The sequence below is a fragment of the Pseudomonas sp. P1.31 genome (genome assembly GCF_001269815.1).
Lineage (GTDB): Bacteria > Pseudomonadota > Gammaproteobacteria > Pseudomonadales > Pseudomonadaceae > Aquipseudomonas > Aquipseudomonas rustica.
On sequence record NZ_LHVN01000020.1, the window covers coordinates 57,775 to 79,470 of the forward strand.

Below are 21,696 nucleotides of genomic sequence, written 5' to 3' on the forward strand. Positions count from 1 at the left end.
GATGCCGTTCCGGTCTATTGAAACCTGGCCCCACGGCGCGATCATGCTGGATGCCGAGCACACGCAATTTGCGCTGTGGGCGCCGGATGCGTTTTACGTCAGTGTCGAACTCGAAGACGGCCAGTCCCTGCCAATGCTGCCTCAGGCAGACGGCTGGTTTGTGATCAAGGCACGCTGTGCGGCGGGTACCCGCTACCGCTACAACATCGACGGCGAACTGGAGGTGCCCGACCCGGCCTCCCGCGCGCAGGACGGTGGCCTCGACCGCCACAGCGTGGTGGTCGATCCGCTGGCCTATCAATGGCGACACAGTGCCTGGCACGGTCGCCCGTGGAGTGAAGCAGTGATCTACGAGTTGCACGTCGGTGCGCTCGGTGGTTTCGCTGAAGTCGAACAACATCTGGCGCGCCTCGCAGGTTTGGGCATCACCGCCATTGAATTGATGCCGCTCGCGCAGTTCCCCGGCGAGCGCAATTGGGGTTACGACGGGGTTCTGCCCTACGCCCCGCAAGCCTCCTACGGCACCCCGGAACAACTCAAACATTTGATCGACAGCGCCCACGGTCATGGGCTGGCGGTGATTCTCGACGTGGTCTACAACCACTTCGGCCCCGACGGCAATTACCTGCACCGCTACGCCAAAGGCTTTTTCCGCGAAGACAAACACACGCCTTGGGGCGCGGCGATCGATTTCCGCCGCAGCGAAGTGCGCGAGTTCTTTATCGAAAACGCACTGATGTGGTTGCTCGAATACCGCTTCGACGGTTTACGCCTCGATGCAGTGCATGCCATCGAAGACCCCGATTTCCTCACGGAAATGGCCCAGCGCATCCGCGCGCAGATCGACCCGACCCGGCATGTCTGGCTGACCGTTGAAAACGAACTCAACCAATCCAGCCTGCTCGAATACGACTACGACGCGCAGTGGAATGACGACGGCCACAACGCCCTGCATGTTTTGCTCACCGGTGAAACCGACGCCTATTACGCCGACTACGCCGCGCAACCCACCGAGCAATTGGTGCGATGCCTGAGTCAGGGTTTTGTCTTCCAGGGCCACATCACCCGCCATGGCGAGCCGCGCGGCGAACCCAGCGAACACCTGCCGTCCACCGCGTTCGTGCTGTTCCTGCAAAACCACGATCAGATCGGTAACCGCGCATTCGGCGAACGCCTGCATCATCTGGCCGACCCGCGCGCCGTGCAGGCAGCGACCGTGCTGTTGCTGCTGTCACCGATGATTCCGCTGATGTTCATGGGCGATGAATTTGCCGCCGAACAGCCCTTCCAGTTTTTCACCAGCCACCATGGCGAACTGGCCGAACTGGTGCGCGAAGGCCGACGCAATGAATTCGCCGCGTTCAGCGCCTTCGCCGATCCGCACAAACGCGAGCAAATCCCCGACCCAAATGCCGAAAAAACCTTCCACGATTCACAGCCAAGGCTGATCGGCAATGGCAGCGTCAAACAGCAGGAAACCCTCGCGCTGTACCAAAAGCTTTTGCAATTTCGCCATCAATACATCATTCCGCATCTGTCCGGCACCCAGGCACTCGGCGCGCACATGCTCGGTCACGCGGCGGTCAGTGCACGCTGGCGATTGGGCAATGGCAGTGAGCTGCGAATTGACCTGAACCTCAGCGACACGCCAGTGGTCAACCCTCCACAGACCGAGGCCGTGTGGTTGTTTCAACAGCCACCCACCGTCGATCTATCGGAATCGGGCCAACTGCCCGCGTATTGCGCGCTTGTCAGCCTCACGGCCGCAACCCCTTTGCAACCTCTGGATGGAGAGCGCCTATGAGCGATGCGCAACTGGAAATTCTCGCCAGCCGAGCCGGCCTTGCTGTCGACTGGATCGACGCCAACGGCCGCCAGCAGAAAGTCGCCCCGGCGGTGCTGCGTAATGTCCTGATCGGCCTGGGCCACCCGGCCAGCACCGCACAGGAAATCGACGCCAGCCTGTTGGAATTGCAAGCCGTGCAACAAGACCGTCATTTGCCGCCGCTGCTGACCAGCGATGTCGGCGTCGGCGTCGATCTGGCGCGTTACTTCGCGCCGGAGACCCCGTGTGAAATCGTTCTTGAAGACGGCTCGCGACTGAACCTGAAACTTGACTCCGAGGCAGTGCTGCCCGGTCTGGTGCCGGTCGGTTATCAGCAGGTGCACATCGCCGATCAATTTTTCACCCTCGCGGTCGCGCCGGAACGCTGCTTCAGCGTCGGTGATGCGGTGGACAATCCGATCCCCCGCGCTTGGGGCCTGAGCGTGCAGCTATATTCGTTGCGGCGCTCCGGCGATGGCGGTTTCGGTGATACTCAAGCGCTGGAAGAACTGGCGCGAGTCGCTGGCGAACGCGGTGCCGAAGCCTTGGCGATCAGCCCGTTGCACGCGATGTTCAGCGCCGACACCGGCCGCTACAGCCCTTATTCGCCGTCCAGTCGCCTGTTTCTTAATTCGTTATACGCCGCGCCCGGTGCGATTCTCGGCGAACGCGCCCTGCGTGATGCTATCGACGCCACCGGCCTGGCAGAGCAGTTTGCGCAACTGGAAGACTTGAAACTGGTCGACTGGCCCGCCGCCGCTGACGCCAAGCAAAAACTGCTGCAAGCGTTGTACGAAGGCTTCGTTGCTGGCGATCACCCGTTGCACCCGGACTTCGCCAGTTTTCGTCACGCCGGTGGCGAAGCACTGGAAAACCACTGCCGCTTCGAAGCGATTCAGGAAATGCGCGCCGCCCGTGGCGAGAACCTCGACTGGCGGCAATGGCCGGAGCACTGGCACGACCCACGCGGCGCCGCGCTTGAAGCGTTCGCCGAAGAATATGCCGATCGCATCGGCTACTTCGCCTTCTGCCAATGGCTGATCCATCGCTGCCTCGAGCGTGCGCAAACCGCCGCTCGCAGCGCCGGCATGGGCATCGGCCTGATCGCTGATCTGGCAGTGGGTGCCGATGGCGCCGGCAGTCAGGCCTGGAGTTTTCAGGATGAGTTGCTCGCCTCGCTGACCGTTGGGGCACCGCCGGACATTCTCAATCGCTCCGGACAAGGCTGGGGGATTTCCGCGTTTTCGCCGGAAGGTCTGATTCGCAACGGCTTCCGCGCCTTTATCGACATGCTCCGCGCTAACTTCGCCCATGCCGGCGGTTTGCGCATCGACCACGTCATGGGCCTGCAACGTTTATGGGTGATCCCTAACGGCTCGGCACCGGCGGATGGCGCTTACCTGTATTACCCGGTGGATGACCTGCTGCGTTTGCTGACGCTGGAGTCCCATCGTCATCAAGCCATCGTCCTTGGCGAAGACCTCGGCACCGTGCCCGACGGTCTGCGCGAAAAACTCATCGCCCGCTCGATGCTCGGCATGCGCGTGCTGCTGTTCGAACAAGACAACACGCATTTCAAACCGATTCTCGACTGGCCGGATAACGCGCTGGCGACCACCAGCACCCACGATCTGCCCACCCTGAATGGCTGGTGGCACGGCCGCGACATCGACTGGAATGCACGCCTTGGATTTGTCGATGCCAACGGCGAAATCGAATGGCGCCAGCATCGTCAGCGTGAGCGCGAAGGCTTGCGCAGTGCACTGAGCCAGGATCCGCAGAACTTCCGCGAAGAATCCCACGAGGCCGATCAAGTCGTTGATGCCGCCGTACGCTTCCTCGGCCACACCCGTGCGCCGCTGGTATTGCTGCCACTGGAAGATGCGCTGGGCATCAACGAACAGGCGAACCTGCCCGGCACCATCGATACCCACCCTAACTGGTCGCGTCGCTTGCCCGGCCCCAGCGAAGCGTTGCTCGACGGCGTCGATGCTGCACGACGTCTGGAGCTGCTGGCTTGCGCGCGTCTTCAGGCTGCCGAGCGTGACCAATGAACCAAACGCTTATCCAGCCACTGCGCGCGACATTGCGCCTGCAATTCCATAAAGGTTTTACCCTCGAACAAGCGGTGCCACTGGTGCCGTACTTCGCTCAATTGGGCATCAGCCACATTTACGCCTCGCCGTTGCTCGCCGCCCGCGCCGGTTCGATGCACGGCTACGACGTGGTCGACCCGACGCAGGTCAACCCGGAACTCGGTGGCGAACCGGCATTGCGGCGTCTGGTCAGCACCCTGCGCGAACACAACATGGGGCTGATCCTCGACATCGTGTCCAACCACATGGCCGTCGGCGGTAACGACAACCCGTGGTGGCTGGACTTGCTGGAATGGGGACGACTGAGCCCGTATGGCGAGTTTTTCGATATCCAATGGCATTCGCCCGATCCGCTGATGGAAGGCCAGTTGTTGCTGCCGTTCCTCGGCAGTGACTACGGCGTGGCCTTGCAGGACGGCACGTTGAAGCTGCATTTCAACGCGCAGACTGGCAGCTTTTTCGTCGAGCATTACGACCATCACTTCCCGATCTGCCCGAATGATTACGGCGAGATTCTCAAGCACGAAGAAACGCTGAAGCCGCTCGCTGATCGGTTCAGTGCCCTCAGCTACCAGACCGATGCGCATTCGCTGGCGGTTCCACTCAAGGAAGAACTGCGGCAACTGGCGAGCGATGCGCAGGTGCTGCAAGCGATTGAAAACAATCTCAAGCACTACGACTCAACCACTGACGAAGGCTTTCAAGCGCTGCATCAACTGCTCGAGCGCCAGAGCTATCGTCTGGCCAGTTGGCGCACCGCCGCGGATGACATCAATTGGCGGCGCTTCTTCGACATCAATGAACTCGGTGGTTTGCGCGTCGAACGTCCGGCGGTGTTTGAAGCGACTCACGGCAAAATCTTCCAGTTGGTCGCTGAAGGTCTGGTCGACGGCTTGCGTATCGACCACATCGATGGCCTCGCCGATCCGCGGGGTTACTGCCGTAAATTGCGCCGGCGCCTTGACCTGATCGCGCCGGATCGACACTTGCCGATCTACGTCGAGAAGATCCTCGGCGCCGGCGAAACCCTGCACCGCGACTGGGCAGTGGACGGCACCACCGGCTACGAATTCATGAATCAACTGTCGCTGCTGCAACACGATCCGGACGGCGAACATGTGCTCGGTGAGCTCTGGCAACGTCGCACCGAGCGCCCCGCCGCGTTTATTGAAGAGGCACAACTGGCGCGTCAGCAGATCCTCAACGGTTCGCTGGCCAGCGATTGCGAAAGCGTTGCGCAGGCCTTGCTGCAAGTCGCCCGCGACGACCTGATGACCCGCGACCTGACCCTCGGCGCCATCCGCCGCGTATTGCAGGCGCTGATCATACATTTCCCGGTGTACCGCACTTACATCAGCGCGACGGGCCGCTCGGCGCAGGACGATGTGTTTTTCCAGCAAGCCATGGACGGTGCGCGGCCAACGCTCAGCGAAGCTGACTGGCCGGTGCTCGATTGCGTGGCGGCATGGCTCGGTGGCACACCGTGGCGGCGCAAACCGCTTGGCCGCTCGCGGAAAATCCTCAAGCACGCCTGCGTACGCTTTCAACAACTGACATCGCCGGCAGCGGCGAAAGCCGTGGAAGACACCGCGCTGTATCGCTCGGCGGTGCTGCTGTCGCGCAATGACGTCGGCTACAACACCGAACAATTCAGCGCGCCGGTCAGTGATTTCCACGAGGTCAATCAGCGGCGCCTGGCGGAATTTCCGGACAACCTGCTCGCCACCGCGACCCACGATCACAAACGCGGCGAAGACACCCGCGCGCGTCTGGCCGTGCTCAGCGAGCGCAGTCACTGGTACGCCGAGCAGATCGAATTGTGGCGCGCCCTCGCCCGCCCGGTTCGGGTTGACGATCAAGTGCCGTCGGCCGGTGATGAGCTGATCCTCTATCAAGCCTTGCTCGGTAGTTGGCCGCTGGATTTGCGCGACGACGATCACGCCGGGTTCGCCGACTACGCCAAGCGCATCTGGCAGTGGCAACAAAAAGCCTTGCGCGAAGCCAAGCTGCAAAGCAGTTGGAGCGCGCCGAACGAAGCCTATGAAAATGCGACCCAGGCCTTCACCGAAAAACTCCTGACCGGTGAAGACGGCGAACTGCTGCGTGCGGCGCTGGCCAAGACCGTCAGCAGTATCGCTGCTGCCGGCGCGCTCAATGGTTTGGCGCAAACCTTGCTGCGCATGACCGTGCCGGGGGTGCCGGATCTATACCAAGGCAACGAGTTCTGGGACTTCAGCCTGGTCGATCCGGACAATCGCCGGCCGGTGGATTACGCCGCTCGCGAGCAGGCCCTGCAGGAGCCTCTGCCACCTGTGGATCTGCTGACGCACTGGCGTGACGGGCGCATCAAGCAAGCCTTGATTGCGCAGGTGCTGAACTTGCGCGCCGAGCATGCCGAACTGTTTCGGCATGGCTCGTACCAGGCCCTGGAGGTGCTGGGCGAGCAGGCGCACAACGTGCTCGCGTTTGCCCGCGAACACGAGGGGAAACACGCCATCGTGATCGTGCCGATCCGTTGCGCGACGCTGCTGGAAAACAGTGCTGTACCTCAGGTCGATGCGCTGCACTGGGGCGATACCCGGGTGGTTTTACCGTTCGACGCCTCTGACACAAACCTGAAGGGACTTTTTCAAAGCAGCGCAGTCACAAAAAACAGGGAGCTGAAAATCAGCGACGCGCTGGGGGATGTCCCGGTCAATCTCTTTATCCAACACTTAACGTAAGCATGAGTTCAGTTCAGGAGCATTGCGATGAGTACCGACGATAAACGCATTCGCGAATTCGCCTATCAAATCTGGGAATCGGAAGGGAAACCTGAAGGTCATGAGGAGCGCCACTGGGAGATGGCGCGCAAACTGGCTGAAGCTGAAGCCTTGGCACCGAAGAAAGCCCCGAAAGCGGCGGGCAGCAAAACCGCTGGCAAGGACGCTGAAGTGAAAGCACCTGCTGCCAAACCGAAGGCAGCGGCCAAGGCCAAGCCAAGCAGCGCCGCCAAGGTGATTCCACCCGGCGAAAAACCCGCCGAGAAAAAGCCACGAGCGCCGCGCAAGCCTTCGGCGATCTAACGCTTTACCGACGATTGAATTGAACTGAATGACCGTGTGGCGGGCTTGCTCGCCACCGAGGACGCGTTCGTCCTCAAGAAATACACAAAATCCCTTGTTTAAACCGGCTTCTGTGGTGAATGGATTTTTGTGGCGAGGGGATTTATCCCCGTTGGGTTGCGAAGCAGCCCCAAATGCTGCACTTGCGGAGTGTCAGACATACCGCGTGCAATGGTTTTGCGACTGCTGCGCAGCCGAACGGGGATAAATCCCCTCACCACAAAATCTCGCTCCTACCGGGAACCGGTTTCAACTGAACTGTCCCCGTTTTTTGCAGGAGCAATCATGACCCGTCCAAAAAAAGCCGAGCCCGCCGCGCACGCTGAGCCTTCGAGAATTCGTGAAGGCCTGCCCTTCCCGCTCGGTGCGACCTGGGATGGTCTGGGGGTGAACTTTGCGCTGTTCTCCGCCAACGCCACCAAGGTCGAACTGTGCATCTTCGACGATGCCGGTGAAGTCGAACTCGAACGCATCGAACTGCCGGAATACACCGACGAGATTTACCACGGCTACTTGCCCGATGCGCACCCGGGGCTGATCTACGGCTACCGCGTGTACGGCCCTTACGATCCGGCCAACGGTCACCGCTTCAACCACAACAAACTGCTCATCGACCCGTACGCCAAACAACTGGTCGGCGAGCTGAAATGGTCGGAAGCGCTGTTCGGCTACACCATCGGCCACCCCGACGCCGACCTCAGTTTCGATGAACGCGACAGCGCGCCGTTCGTGCCCAAGTGCAAGGTCATTGACCCGGCACACACCTGGGGCAACGACCAGCGTGTCAGTGTGCCGTGGGACAAAACCATCATTTACGAAACCCATGTGCGCGGCATCAGCATGCGTCACCCCTCGGTGCCGGAAAACGTGCGAGGCACCTTCGCCGGTCTGATGAATGACGATGTGCTCAAGCACATTCGCAGCGTCGGTGTTTCGTCGGTCGAGCTGTTGCCGATCCACGCCTTCGTCAACGACCAGCACTTGCTGCACAAGGGCATGACCAATTATTGGGGCTACAACAGCATCGCGTTTTTCGCCCCGGATCCGCGTTATCTGGCCAGCGGCAAGATCGCCGAATTCAAAGAGATGGTCGCGCACCTGCACGAGGCCAATCTCGAAGTCATTCTCGACGTGGTCTACAACCACACCGCTGAAGGCAACGAACAGGGCCCGACCCTGTCGATGCGCGGGATCGACAACGCTTCGTACTACCGCTTGATGCCCGATGACAAACGCTACTACATCAACGATTCCGGCACCGGCAACACGCTGGATCTGAGCCATCCGTGCGTTTTGCAAATGGTCACCGACTCGCTGCGTTACTGGGCCACGGAAATGCACGTCGACGGTTTCCGCTTCGACCTGGCGACGATTCTTGGCCGTTATCACGATGGCTTCGACGAACGTCACAGCTTCCTCGTGGCCTGCCGTCAGGATCCGGTGCTGCGTCAGGTGAAAATGATCGCCGAGCCGTGGGACTGCGGCCCCGGTGGCTATCAGGTCGGCAACTTCCCGCCGGGCTGGGTCGAATGGAACGACAAGTTCCGCGACACCGTGCGGGCCTTCTGGAAAGGTGATGACGGCCAGGTTGCCGATTTCGCCAGTCGCATGACCGCTTCCGGCGAAATGTTCAACCAGCGCGGACGGCGGCCGTATTCGTCGGTGAACTTCATTACCGCGCACGACGGCTTCACCCTCAATGATCTGGTCTCGTACAACGACAAGCACAACGAAGCCAACGACGAGAACAATCAGGACGGCAGCAACAACAACCTGTCGTGGAACCACGGCGTCGAAGGCCCGACCGACGACCCGGAAATCAATGAACTGCGCCATCGGCAGATGCGCAATTTCTTCGCCACGCTGCTGTTGTCGCAAGGCACGCCGATGATCGTCGCCGGCGACGAATTCGCCCGCACGCAAGATGGCAACAACAACGCGTATTGCCAGGACAGCGAGATTGGTTGGGTCAACTGGGATCTGAGCGAAGACGGCAAAGGCTTGCTGAAATTCGTCAAACGCCTGATCAAGCTGCGCCTGGCTTATCCGATTCTGCGTCGCGGACGTTTCCTGGTCGGCGAGTACAACGAGGACATCGGCGTCAAAGACGTCACCTGGCTGGCACCGGACGCCACCGAGATGACCACCGAGCACTGGCACGATGCACACAATCGTTGCCTCGGCATGCTGCTTGATGGCCGCGCGCAGGAAACCGGGATCCGCCGCAAAGGTGCCGATGCGACCTTGCTGCTAGTGGTCAACGCGCACCACGACATCGTCAATTTCACCTTGCCGGAAGTGCCGGACGGCGGTTTCTGGACGTGCATGATCGACACCAATCAGCCTTCGATTCGTGGCCAGGAGCGCTTCGATTTCGGCCATGAATATTCAGTGACCGGCCGTTCGTTGCTGCTGTTTGAACTGCAACACGAAGAAGAAGATTGATATGGATCTGCACTGTTATCTCGCCCGCAAACCGCCGGATTATGCCGACACCCACGCCCTCGGCCAGTGCCTGCGAGCGATGGTTGAGGCCGGGCTTGACCGCTTGCCGTTACCCGGCAGCGGTCTGACGCTGGAGCGCTTTCAGCATTTAGCCGCTGTCGGCGGGCATGATCTGGGTTTGTGCAAACTCTATGAGGGGCACACCGATGCACTGGCGATCATCGAACAACTCGGTGGTACGCCGACGCCCGGCAGCACGTGGGGCATGTGGGCAGCGGAACCGCCGCAAGCCCGGGTGAAGGTCAGTCCGGCCGGGCATATGGTCGCGTTGAATGGACGCAAAGCCTGGTGTTCCGGCGCGGCGGTACTCAGTCATGCGCTACTGACGGCGTGGGACGCCGATGATCAACAGCAATTGGTCGCGGTGGCGCTCGATCAACCGGGCGTGACGGTCACTGATGAAGGCTGGCGCGCCGTGGGCATGGGCGCGACTGGCAGCGTCGAAGTGTTGTTCGATGGCGCTGAAGGTCAGGCCATCGGCAACCCCGGCGATTACTTGCAACGGCCGGGTTTCTGGCAGGGCGGCATTGGTATTGCCGCCTGTTGGTACGGCGCGGCGCAGCAGATTGCCGAGCGGTTGCGCAAGCAGTGCGGTCAGCGTGAAGAACCACATGCCCTCGCCCATCTCGGCGCCGTCGACAGTGCCTTGCAAGCGGCGGCGGATGTTTTGCGCTTCAGCGCTTTGCATATTGATGCAAATCCTGACGACAACGCCGAACTGCTCGCCCGTCGCGCCCGCGCAGTGGTCGAGCAGTCTGCCGAACAGGTGATCCGTGAAGTCGGCCGCGCATTGGGCGCCGGGCCTTACTGCAAGGATCGCCACTTCGCCCGACTGATCGCTGACCTGCCGGTGTTTCTGCGGCAAAGCCATGCCGAGCGCGACCTCGCCGCCCTCGGCCAACTGATTGCCCAACAACCCGCCGAGGTCTGGTCGCTATGAGAGCCAATCCAATCGTCGGCCAAGGAACGACCCTGCATCAATGGCAAGGCTCGCGGCATTTGGCGGAGCTGCAAAGCATCGACGTGCTGAGCCTGGTACCACCCGGATCGCGCGCGGTGATTATTGCACCGCACCCGGACGATGAAGTGCTGGGTTGCGGCGGTTTGCTGCAACTGCTCGCCGCTGCCGGGCGCCCGTTGCAACTGATTTCAGTGACTGACGGCAGCGCCAGTCATCCCGGTTCTGAACGCTGGCCGGTTGAACGCTTGAGCGTGATTCGGCCGCAAGAATCCGCTGAAGCGCTGCGCCGCCTCGGCCTGCCGATGCACCGTTTGAAATGGCTGCGCGGGGGTTTCACCGATACTCAAGTGGCTGCTCAGGAACAGCAATTGCGCGCGTTCATCGAAAGCCATCTGCGCCCCAACGACGTGGTGTTTACCACGTGGCGCGAAGACGGCCATTGCGATCACGAAGCCGTCGGCCGTGCCAGTGCCGAAGCCGCGCGTCAGGTCGGCGCGACCTGCCATGAGCTGCCGGTGTGGACATGGCACTGGGCAACCCCCGAAGACGCCTTCGTGCCGTGGCAACGCGCGCGCAAAATTCTTCTGACGCCGGCGCAAGTCGCGCGCAAACGCCACGCGGTGCACGCTTTTGCCAGTCAATTGGAAGGCGACGCACAAGCCGGGCTTGCACCGGTGTTGGCGCCATACGTGATCGATCGCCTGCTGCAGCCTTTTGAAGTGGTGTTTTTATGAGTGTCGATGATCGCTATTTCGACGGCCTGTTCGCCGGCAGCGACGACCCGTGGGCCTTTCGCGAGCGCTGGTACGAGCAGCGCAAACGCGCGATCACCCTCGCCGCCCTGCCGCGTCCGCACTACCGGGCGATCTTTGAACCGGGCTGCGCCAACGGTGAATTGAGCGCTGAACTGGCGAATCGCTGCGACCGACTGTTGTGCTGCGACACAGCCGACGCAGCGGTGCGTCTGGCGCGAACCCGATTGAGTCTGTTCGACCACGCTGAAGTTCGCCAAAGTCGCCTGCCGGGGGACTGGCCGGAGGAAAAATTCGACCTGATTGTATTTAGCGAAATCGGCTACTACCTCGACCGCGATGATCTGACAGCCGTTGCCCAACGCATGGGCCAGTCCTTGGCTGCAGACGGGCAAGTGCTCGCCTGTCACTGGCGCCCGCCGATTGACGACTGCCCGTTGAATGCGCGGCAGGTGCACGATTTGCTCCACGAACATTTGCACCTGCCACGCCTGGTTTTACATCAGGAAGCGGACTTCATTCTGGAAGTGTGGAGCCGCGAACCGCGCTCGGTGGCAACGCTGGAGGGCTTGCGATGATTGGCATCCTGATTCCGGCGCACAACGAGGAAGACTTGCTCGACGAGTGCCTGAGTGCCGCATTACGCGCCAGCAAACACGGACTGCTCGCCGGCGAACGGGTCGAAATATTGGTGGTTCTCGACAGTTGCACCGACCGCTCGGAACAGATTGTCAGCAAATATCCAGTTTTGAGCTTGAATATAAAAGCGCGCAATGTAGGTCAGGCGCGAGCGACCGGTGCGCGGATGTTGCTGGAGCGAGGGGCGCGGTGGATATCCTGCTCCGATGCCGACAGCCGCGTGGCCGACGACTGGCTGGTGGCGCAACTTGGATTAGGCGCCGATGCTGTCTGCGGGACGGTGACGGTTGAGCGCTGGCACGAGTCGCTCGACGAGGCGGCGCAGATTCGTTATCACAGCCACTATCGGGCGTGTGAGGGCCATCGGCATATCCATGGCGCCAACCTCGGCATCAGTGCTGACGCATACCGTTTGGCCGGTGGTTTCGAACCGCTGGCCTGTGATGAAGATGTACAACTGGTGCGGCAACTGGAGCTGACCGGCGCCAATATTGCGTGGAGTCATCGGCCGTTGGTGCACACCAGCGCGCGGCTCGACAGCCGAGCACGCGGCGGGTTTGGTGACTATTTGCGGAATTTGGTACAGATAGGCTAAAAAAAAGCGTATCAGTTTGCGAGGTTTCGAGACGAATCGTTGTTCATGAGCAATACTCTGTTGCGCGGCAATCCAGGGTTCGGAGCGTCGTGTAGCAATCAACCAGCCTTCAAGCGTCGGACACGTTGAGCAACGTTGCCAGGCGCACGACTGAGGGCGAAACCAACAAGGACGTCGCCACATGAAACCGTTATCCCTCAGTGAAAGCAGTTCGACCGCACAGATCTGGAACAGCGCCCCGCAACTCGACAATATTCCCGTCATTAATACCCGAAGCCTGGTGCCCGCTGGTGCGCGCGCTGTGATCATCGCCCCGCATCCCGGGGATGAAGTGGTGATGTGCGGCGGCCTGCTGCAATTGTTTTCCGGCCTGGGTCATCCATTGCAATTGCTCTCGATTACCGACGGCAGCGCCAGTCACCCTGGCTCGCGACAGTGGTCGGAAAAGCGCTTGAGCGTATTTCGTCCGCAAGAAAGCGTTGAAGCCCTGCGCCGCCTCGGCCTGCCGATGCACAGCCTGAAGTGGGTGCGCGGCGGGTTTACCCACAACGCCCTGCTCGACCAGGAACGCCAACTGACGGAGTTCATCAGCCGCTACCTGCGCCCTGGCGATGTGGTGTTCAGCACCTGGCGCGGCGATGGCATTGACGATCATGAAGCGGTTGGCCGCGCCGCCGCTGAAGCGGCAGAACAGGCCGGGGCGACCTTTCACGATGTGCCGGTCTGGGCCTGGCACTGGCCCGAGCGCGAACAGAAACTGATTCCTTGGGAGCGCGCGCGCAAGTTAAGGCTCGACACCTGGACAGTCGCGCGAAAAAGCCACGCCACCCACGCCTATGCCAGCCAACTCAAGGGCGAACCGGCAATCGGCATCGCGCCAATGCTGCCGCCAGTGATCCTTGAGCGGATGCGCCTGCCGTATGAAATCGTGTTTGTCTAATGCGCACGCGGTATGCCTGCCACGACGATGCTGAACGGGCCGACGCCTTCGCGAGCAGGCTCACTCCCACATTTTGAGCTCCACCCGCCACAAATCCTGCATCCAACACACCTTCCCTGTGGGAGCAGGCTCACTCGCGAAAGCGGTATGTCAGCCAACAAAGATATTGAATGAACTGACGCCTTCGCGAGCAAGCCCGCTCCCACATTTTGATCTCCACCCGACACAAATCCTGTATCCAACACACCTCCCCTGTGGGAGCGGGCTTGCTCGCGAAGGCGCTGGGTCAGGCAACGCAGATATTGATGGGTGTTCAAAGGAACTGCCGCCCCCACGCATCAGTCGCATGAATAGGCAGTCAGGATTCAGAGGAGTGAACGTGTCCAGCGATCTCAAGCGTCATGTGGTCGACGCGCCAGTCATTCATCGCTTGCGCGTGCTGACGGTGAATACGCACAAGGGTTTTACCGCGCTGAATCGGCGCTTCATTCTGCCGGAGTTGCGTGAAGCGGTGCGCAGCACCTCGGCGGATCTGGTGTTTTTGCAGGAAGTGGTCGGCGAACACGAGCGCCATTCCAGTCGCTACAACGAATGGCCGCAGACCTCGCAGTATGAATTTCTCGCCGACAGCATGTGGAGTGACTTTGCCTACGGGCGCAACGCGGTCTATCCCGATGGCCATCACGGCAATGCGTTGCTGTCGAAATACCCGATCCGCGAATACCGCAATCTCGATGTTTCAATCACCGGCCCCGAACGCCGAGGGCTGTTGCACTGCGTGCTCGATGTCCCGGGCCATGCGGAAGTACACGCGATCTGCGTGCATTTGAGCCTGCTCGAAAGCCACCGCCAATTACAGCTGCAACTCCTCTGTCAGTTGCTCGAATCGTTGCCCGAAGATGCACCGGTGATTATCGCCGGCGATTTCAATGACTGGCAGCTCCAGGGCAACGCCGCCCTCGCCCGCCGCGATTACCTGCACGAGGCCTTCGAACGTCATCACGGGCGCCCGGCCAAGACCTATCCGGCGCGATTCCCGTTGCTGCGCCTCGACCGGATCTACCTGCGCAATGCCAGCAGCCATGACCCGCGAATCCTCGGCAACAAGCCGTGGACACATCTGTCCGATCACTTGCCGCTGGCCGTTGAAGTGCATTTGTAATCCTATACCTGCGGGCTAAAACGTCTACGCCGCAGGTTTTGCGGCGTTCTCCCCAATAAACAACACCTTAGATATGTTCTGAAAAACAGACAGTTGCGTCGTCTGATATCTCTCCTACCACTCATCGCACGGTTTCTTGACGCAAGCCCCTCAGTCTTCTTAGCTCAACCTTACTACCCCCGGAAACACTGTCCGGGGCGAGCCTTCGGACACTCGCCAAATCGAGCGGCCACGGTTCGCCCCGCTCCATTCGGTCGCCCCTCGTTCGGGGTAGGAGAGACGCCACACAGAGACAGCGCATGCGATAGCAAGGTAGACCTCCATGAAAACTTCATTCACCTCAGCAGAGATCAAAGTTACTTTTTGCACAGTGTCGAGTTCTATCTTGCTGTGTTCATCCATGGAGGCGCAGGCCGGACCTGCGGCGGATGAGACGGCGGCGTGGTATCGCCAGGATGTTACGGTGATGACCTTGCCCGCAACGGTGATCACCCCGGATCGACAACGTTTCAGTCCACGCCCGGATGTGCAGGGCGCCAAGCTGATCACCGAAGACATTTCCCCTTCTGCCTGGGATCAGCTCTACGGCAAAAGCGCCCGACAGGCGCAAATCGATGTGCAATCGGCAGGTTTCGCGATGCCCGGCAGCGGCGATCTGAAAGGCCCGGCGGTGCTGACCCTGCAAAGCGGCAGCGGGCATACGCAAACCATCGGACTGATCGGCGGGGTCAACCAGATTCAAGGCAACGGCAATGGTTTAATCACCAGCCGCGCCCTCGCCGACCCGGCTACTGACACCCTCAACCTGCAAGGCCAGAGCCTCGGCGCCTATTACAGCCTGACCGGGCCGCAAGGCTGGCACGTTGATCTGACGGCCAGCGGTGGCCGGGTCAACGGCTTTAGCCGTAACGAACAAGGCGCACGGCAGTTGACCGAGGGCAGCGCGATGACCTTTTCCGTTGAGGGTGGCTACCCGATTGGTCTGAGCGAAAACTGGGTGGTCGAACCGCAGGCACAACTGATCAACCAGCGCATCACCCTCGACACGCCGTATGCCGGCAATGGCAACGCCTCGTCCAGCGACATCACTTCGTGGAGCGGCCGGGTCGGCGCACGGTTGAAAGGCAGCTACGATTTGAGCGGTCTGCCAGTCGAGCCGTATCTGCGCACCAACCTCTGGCACACGGTGTACACCGGCAACACGGTGACGCTGGATCAGGTCGACAAGATCAGCAGCAGCCGCAACTCGTCGTTTGTCGAATTGGGCTTGGGCCTGGTGGCGCGGGTGACGCCGTCGGTGAGTTTGTATGTGAGCGCGGATTACAGCAGTGATGTGGATGACAATGATCTGAACGGGATTATTGGTAGCCTCGGGGTGCGGATGCGGTGGTAGACAGCGGGTATTGATGTTGTTTGCGCCGACGCCTTCGCGAGCAAGCCCGCTCCCACAGTAGATCTCCAGTGAACACAAAATTTGTGAACACCCGGGATCCAATGTGGGAGCGGGCTTGCTCGCGAAGGCCGCGACTCGGTTCTAGATCAACCCTCAGGTTTAAGGATCAACACCGCCAACGGCGGCAGGTTCAATTCCAGTGACATCGACTGCCCATGGCTCGGCACTTCTTCGGTAAACGCCCCGCCACCATTGCCATAGTTGGAACCCGCATAAGTGTCAGCATCACTGTTGAGCAACTCCGTCCAGCGCCCGGCGAACGGCACGCCGACCCGATACGCCTGACGCGGCACCGGCGTGAAGTTCGCCACCACCAGCACCGGTTTACCGTCCTTGCTCCAGCGCAACCAGGCATAAACGCTGTTGATCGCATCATCACCAATCAACCACTGGAAACCCTGCGGCGCATCGTCCTGATCGTGCAGTGCCGGTTCTTCGCGGTACAGCCGATTAAGGTCGCCAACCAGTTTCTGCACGCCTTTGTGCTCGGAATACTGCAGCAGATACCAATCCAGCTGCTGATCGTGATTCCACTCGCGCCACTGACCAAATTCGCAGCCCATGAACAGCAGCTTCTTGCCCGGATGCGTCCACATGAAACTCAGATAAGCACGCAGATTCGCGAATTTCTGCCAGCGATCGCCGGGCATCTTGTCGATCAGCGAATGTTTGCCGTGCACCACTTCATCGTGGGAAATCGGCAAGATAAAGCGCTCGGACCAAGCGTAAACCAGACCGAAACTCAGCTCATTGTGATGATGGGCGCGGTACACCGGATCCTGCTGAATGTAATGCAGCGAATCGTGCATCCAGCCCATGTTCCATTTGTAGGCGAAACCCAAACCGCCCTGCTGCGTGCTCTGGCTGACCCCCGGCCACGCTGTCGATTCTTCGGCGATTACCAGCGCGCCCGGTGCCTCCAGCTCAACCACGTCGTTCAAATGACGGAGGAAGTCGATGGCCTCCAGATTCTCGCGACCGCCGTGGCGGTTCGGCACCCATTCGCCAGCCTTGCGCGAATAGTCGCGATACAACATCGAAGCCACGGCATCGACGCGCAGACCGTCAATGTGGAAATGCTTCAGCCAATGCAACGCCGAAGCGAGCATGTAGCCATGCACTTCAGTGCGCCCGAGGTTGTAAATCAGCGTGTCCCAATCCTGGTGGAAACCTTCCAGCGGATTGCCGTATTCGTACAGCGCGGTGCCGTCGAACTGCGCCAGACCGTGGGTATCGGTAGGGAAATGCGCCGGCACCCAGTCGAGGATCACGCCGATATCCGCCTGGTGGCAGGCGTTGACGAAGTCGCCGAACTGTTCCGGCGTGCCGTAGCGCGCACTCGGGGCGAATTGCGAGAGCAACTGGTAGCCCCAAGAACCACCGAACGGATGCTCCATGATCGGCATCAATTCGATGTGGGTGAAGCCAAGTTCTTTCACGTACGGAATCAGCCGCTCAGCCAGTTCCGGCCAGGTGTACTGGCGCGCGACTTCGCCAAGATCATCCAACTCACATTGCCACGAACCGGCGTGCAGCTCGTAAATCGACAGTGGCGCTGAATGTTTTTGCCGATCATGACGGCTGTTCATCCAGTCCTGATCCTGCCAATTGACTTGCAGCGGCGCGGCGACTTTCGACGCGGTGTCCGGCGGCAGGCTGGTGGCCAACGCCATCGGGTCAGCCTTGAGCGGCAGAATCCCGTGAGCGCCGAGAATCTCGTATTTGTACAACTCGCCCGCTTGCAGGCGCGGAATGAACAACTCCCAGACCCCGGACGGATGGCGCAAACGCATCGGATGACGACGGCCATCCCAGACGTTGAAGTCACCGACCACCGAAACGCGTCGTGCATTCGGCGCCCACACGGCAAAGCGCACGCCGTCGACACCATCAACGCTTGTCAGTTGCGCACCGAGGCAGCTACTGAGGTCGCGGTGATTGCCCTCGGCAAACAGATACAAATCCATTTCACCGAGTAACTGGCCGAAGCTGTACGGATCCTCCGCCACTTGCTCGCCACCGGCCCAACGCGTGCGCAACTGATACGGTCGCGCCTGATCAAAATGGCCGACAAACAGCCCCGGTGTTTCGGTCTGCTCCAGCGGCCCGCGTTCTTCGCCGGAGTCCTTGTCCAGCACGACAACGCTCAACGCACCGGGTAAATACGCACGGATAAACTGCCCGCCGGCGCCATCGCCGTGGGGCCCCAGAATCGAAAACGGATCGTGATGTTCAGCACGTACCAGCGCGTCGATGTCCTTCGCCGCCGGCAACAATGCTTCTTTCTGACCCTGTTCCTTGTTCGAGAAACTCATGACTACTCTCCACCAAGATCGGAAAAGGGTTTAAGCCCTGTCAATAACCCATACAAACCGTGCAACGGCACGGGCAGCCACGTCGGGCGATTTTCGGCTTCATAGGCCACTTCATAGGCCGCCTTCTCCAGACCGAACAATGCCAGCGCAGCGTCGGCCCCTTCAGGATCTTGCCAAGCATGATCAAGACTAGCTGCCGCTCGGCGATATGCCTGAACAAATGCCGCTCGCGCTTCATTCAAATAACGTTGCGCGACACGACGACGTGCGTCTTCAGACTCCGCGCCGTGATCAACGTTCTGCACATTGATGGTCATCGCCGCGGCGTAATCGAACGAACGCAGCACGCCGCTGACATCTTTGTACGGACTGTGTTTGCCTCGGCGCTCACTCAATGGCCGCGCCGGTTCGCCCTCGAAGTCGATCAGGTACGCATCGCCCTTGATCACCAGCACCTGGCCCAAATGCAGGTCGCCGTGCACGCGAATCTGCAAACCGCCGACAGCCTTTTTCGCCAGATCCTGGACGTGGGCCAGAATGGTTTTCTTCTCGTCGAGCAAGCGTTTGACCAGTTGCTGATCCGCCGCGCTGAGTTCGCCCTGATGTTGCTTGAGCAGTTTCAGCGCGTGCTCGACTTGCGCGGCGATATCTTTGCCCGTGGCCTGCGCATCCTTGGCCGTCGACACCTGCGGCGCAAAATCGACGTTGTCAGTCGGCGCGGCGAGCACTTTGTGCATCTCGCCCAAACGCTGACCGAGCATGCCGGCAAAATCCTTCAACTCGCCGAGTGCGTTGTAATGCTGTTCCTGCTCGGACATGGCATCGGCGAGTTCGTCGCGCAGCGCCCGTTCGAGGTTGTTCTGCGTCCATTCCCAGGCATCGCCCTGATTGCTCAGATAGCCTTGGGCGATCATCAACAGATTGTCTTGACCTTTGGCATCGCGGCGAATCACCGAGCCAAGCAGCGGCGAGATATTTTCGAAACCGGCCTCGGTCAGGTACGCGCTCATCTCCAGTTCCGGGTGCACGCCCGAGGCGACTTTGCGGATCAGTTTCAGCACCAGGCTGTTGCCGATCACCACCGAACTGTTCGATTGCTCCGCCGACAGGTAGCGCACTTCCGACTCGACACCGAGGCCGAGTTTTTCCAGTTGCGCCGTTGGTGCGAAGCGAATTTCGCCCTCGCTCGATTCGAGCACGGTGTTGTTCTGCATGCCCTGCAGCACGGCGCGAATAAACGCTTCGAGGCTGAACGCATCGGTGATCAAGCCGACCTGACGCACGCGACGAACGCGCGCCAACGCCAGTTGCTGCGGCAGTGCCGGGCCGACCTGATCTTCAGCAATGAAACCAAATGGCAGCTGATAACGGCTGGTGTGGCCAGCGCTGGTGACCTCAATTTCGCTGAGCAACACCGGATGCTGGGCATCGCCGAAGCGCACGCCGTAAGCCATTTGCACGTTGTCGATGGCCGCGCCTTTGCCGGCGAACCAGCGACGGTTTTGCAGCCAGTTCGGCAGGATGTTTTGCTCCAGCGTCGCGCGGGACGGCGCTTCCAGCAGTTCTTCCATGCGTTTTTTCAGCACCAGCGTGGTGAAGTCCGGCAGGCTTTGCGCGGGCTCGACGTGCCAGCTCGGCATCTGGTTTTCCGAGGCCAAGGCAAACCAGTAGAAGCCGTACGGCGCCAACGTCAGGAGGAAATTCAGTTGGCCAATCGGCGGGAAGGCATTACCGCCCAACATTTCCACCGGCACCATGCCGACGTAGGCCGACAAATCCAGCTCCGCCGCTTGCGCACTGCGCGAGACGTTCGCCACGCAAAGAATGATCTCGTGTTTGCCGTCGGCGTCGGTGAATTCGCGGGTGTAAGCGAGAATGCGGCGGTTGCTCGGCGAGAGCATTTTCAGCGTGCCGCGACCAAAGGCTTTCGACTGTTTGCGCACAGCAAGCATGCGCCGCGTCCAATTGAGCAACGAATGCGGATCGCCCGCCTGGGTTTCGACGTTGACCGACAGATAACCGTACTGCGGATCCATGATCGGCGGCAGCACCAGACTGGCCGGGTCGGCGCGGGAAAAACCGCCGTTGCGGTCGATCGACCATTGCATCGGCGTACGCACGCCGTCGCGGTCGCCCAGATAGATATTGTCGCCCATGCCGATTTCATCGCCGTAATACAGCGTCGGCGTGCCCGGCATCGACAGCAGCAGGCTGTTGAGCAGTTCGACGCGACGGCGATCGCGTTCCATCAACGGCGCCAGACGTCGACGAATACCAAGGTTGATCCGCGCGCGACGGTCAGCGGCGTAGTAATTCCACAGGTAGTCACGTTCTTTATCGGTGACCATTTCCAGCGTCAGTTCATCGTGGTTGCGCAGGAAAATCGCCCATTGGCAGTTGGCCGGAATTTCCGGGGTCTGACGCAAAATATCGGTGATCGGGAAACGGTCTTCCTGGGCCAGCGCCATGTACATGCGCGGCATCAGCGGGAAGTGAAAGGCCATGTGGCATTCGTCGCCATTCAGGCCTTTGGCGTCGGTATCGCCGAAATACAGCTGGGTGTCTTCCGGCCACTGATTGGCTTCGGCGAGCAGCATGCGGTCGGGGTAATTGGCGTCGATCTCAGCGCGAATCTGCTTGAGAACGTCGTGGGTCTCAGGGAGGTTTTCGTTGTTGGTGCCGTCGCGCTCGATCAGGTACGGAATGGCGTCGAGGCGCAGACCGTCGATACCCATGTCCAGCCAGTAACGCATCACCGAGAGCACGGCTTTCATCACTTGCGGGTTATCAAAATTCAGGTCGGGCTGGTGCGAATAGAAGCGGTGCCAAAAGTACTGGCCGGCGACCGGATCCCACGTCCAGTTGGACTTTTCGGTGTCGAGGAAAATGATCCGCGTGCCATCGTATTTCTGATCGTCATCCGACCACACGTAAAAGTCGCGCGCCGCCGAGCCGGGTTTGGCTTTGCGGGCACGCTGGAACCACGGGTGTTGGTCGGAGGTGTGGTTGATGACCAGCTCGGTGATTACTCGCAAGCCGCGTTTGTGCGCCTCGGCGATAAAGCGCTTGGCGTCGGCCATGGTGCCGTAATCGCTGTGCACGCCACGGTATTCGGCGATGTCGTAGCCATCATCGCGACGTGGCGACGGGTAGAACGGCAGCAGCCAGATGGTGTTGACGCCGAGTTCGGCAATGTAATCGAGCTTGGCGATCAGGCCGGGAAAGTCGCCGATCCCGTCGTTGTTGGAGTCGAAAAACGATTTGACGTGAACCTGGTAAATCACCGCATCCTTGTACCAGAGCGGGTCTTTGATGAAGGTGGCTGCATTGGGTTTCTTCGCCATGTGAA

At 60.4% G+C, this 21,696-nt stretch carries 14 protein-coding genes; 12 read left to right on the top strand and 2 right to left on the bottom strand.

Annotation, left to right across the window (positions count from 1 at the left end; genetic code table 11):
* The first annotated feature begins 1 nt into the window (after position 1).
* From treZ to AD669_RS13625, 12 genes are all read left to right on the top strand, one after another.
* Positions 2-1,804: a malto-oligosyltrehalose trehalohydrolase gene (gene treZ, locus AD669_RS13570; protein ID WP_053120568.1), complete on the top strand. Its 1,803-nt coding sequence runs from the start codon at positions 2-4 to the stop codon at positions 1,802-1,804.
* On the top strand, positions 1,801-3,879 hold the full coding sequence (gene malQ, locus AD669_RS13575) for a 4-alpha-glucanotransferase (protein WP_053120570.1): 2,079 nt from the start codon (positions 1,801-1,803) through the stop codon (positions 3,877-3,879). Before treZ ends, malQ begins: the two co-directional genes overlap by 4 nt.
* Positions 3,876-6,644 carry a malto-oligosyltrehalose synthase gene (locus AD669_RS13580; protein ID WP_053120572.1) on the top strand — a complete coding sequence of 923 codons (2,769 nt, stop codon included), beginning with the start codon at positions 3,876-3,878 and terminating at the stop codon, positions 6,642-6,644. The genes malQ and AD669_RS13580 overlap by 4 nt, the downstream gene beginning before the upstream one ends.
* Positions 6,645-6,671: 27 nt before the next feature.
* On the top strand, positions 6,672-6,986 hold the full coding sequence (locus AD669_RS13585; protein WP_053120574.1) for a DUF2934 domain-containing protein: 315 nt from the start codon (positions 6,672-6,674) through the stop codon (positions 6,984-6,986).
* Between the two features lie 324 nt (positions 6,987-7,310).
* Complete coding sequence (glgX, locus tag AD669_RS13590) at positions 7,311-9,470, top strand: glycogen debranching protein GlgX (protein WP_053120576.1); 2,160 nt, start codon at positions 7,311-7,313, stop codon at positions 9,468-9,470.
* 1 nt (position 9,471) lies between these two features.
* Positions 9,472-10,470 carry an acyl-CoA dehydrogenase gene (locus tag AD669_RS13595; protein WP_053120578.1) on the top strand — a complete coding sequence of 333 codons (999 nt, stop codon included), beginning with the start codon at positions 9,472-9,474 and terminating at the stop codon, positions 10,468-10,470.
* Entirely contained in the window at positions 10,467-11,225 is a 759-nt protein-coding gene (locus AD669_RS13600; protein ID WP_053120580.1) for a PIG-L deacetylase family protein, read from the top strand. Before AD669_RS13595 ends, AD669_RS13600 begins: the two co-directional genes overlap by 4 nt.
* Entirely contained in the window at positions 11,222-11,821 is a 600-nt protein-coding gene (locus AD669_RS13605) for an SAM-dependent methyltransferase (RefSeq protein WP_053120582.1), read from the top strand. Before AD669_RS13600 ends, AD669_RS13605 begins: the two co-directional genes overlap by 4 nt.
* On the top strand, positions 11,818-12,477 hold the full coding sequence (locus AD669_RS13610) for a glycosyltransferase family 2 protein (protein WP_053120585.1): 660 nt from the start codon (positions 11,818-11,820) through the stop codon (positions 12,475-12,477). The genes AD669_RS13605 and AD669_RS13610 overlap by 4 nt, the downstream gene beginning before the upstream one ends.
* 181 nt (positions 12,478-12,658) lie before the next feature.
* Positions 12,659-13,417: a PIG-L deacetylase family protein gene (locus tag AD669_RS13615; protein WP_053120587.1), complete on the top strand. Its 759-nt coding sequence runs from the start codon at positions 12,659-12,661 to the stop codon at positions 13,415-13,417.
* 379 nt (positions 13,418-13,796) lie between these two features.
* Positions 13,797-14,579, top strand: a complete 783-nt coding sequence (locus AD669_RS13620; protein WP_053120620.1) for an endonuclease/exonuclease/phosphatase family protein — start codon at positions 13,797-13,799, stop codon at positions 14,577-14,579.
* Between the two features lie 322 nt (positions 14,580-14,901).
* Complete coding sequence (locus AD669_RS13625; protein WP_053120589.1) at positions 14,902-15,972, top strand: autotransporter outer membrane beta-barrel domain-containing protein; 1,071 nt, start codon at positions 14,902-14,904, stop codon at positions 15,970-15,972.
* A 146-nt stretch (positions 15,973-16,118) separates the two neighbouring features.
* Here AD669_RS13625 and glgB read toward each other — a convergent pair whose 3' ends face one another.
* Together glgB and treS are read right to left on the bottom strand one after the other, a co-directional pair.
* Positions 16,119-18,347, bottom strand: coding sequence for a 1,4-alpha-glucan branching protein GlgB (gene glgB, locus AD669_RS13630; RefSeq protein ID WP_053120591.1), 2,229 nt, complete (start codon positions 18,345-18,347; stop codon positions 16,119-16,121).
* A gap of 2 nt (positions 18,348-18,349) precedes the next feature.
* Positions 18,350-21,691, bottom strand: a complete 3,342-nt coding sequence (gene treS / locus AD669_RS13635; protein WP_053120593.1) for a maltose alpha-D-glucosyltransferase — start codon at positions 21,689-21,691, stop codon at positions 18,350-18,352.
* Between the last annotated feature and the right edge of the window lie 5 nt (positions 21,692-21,696).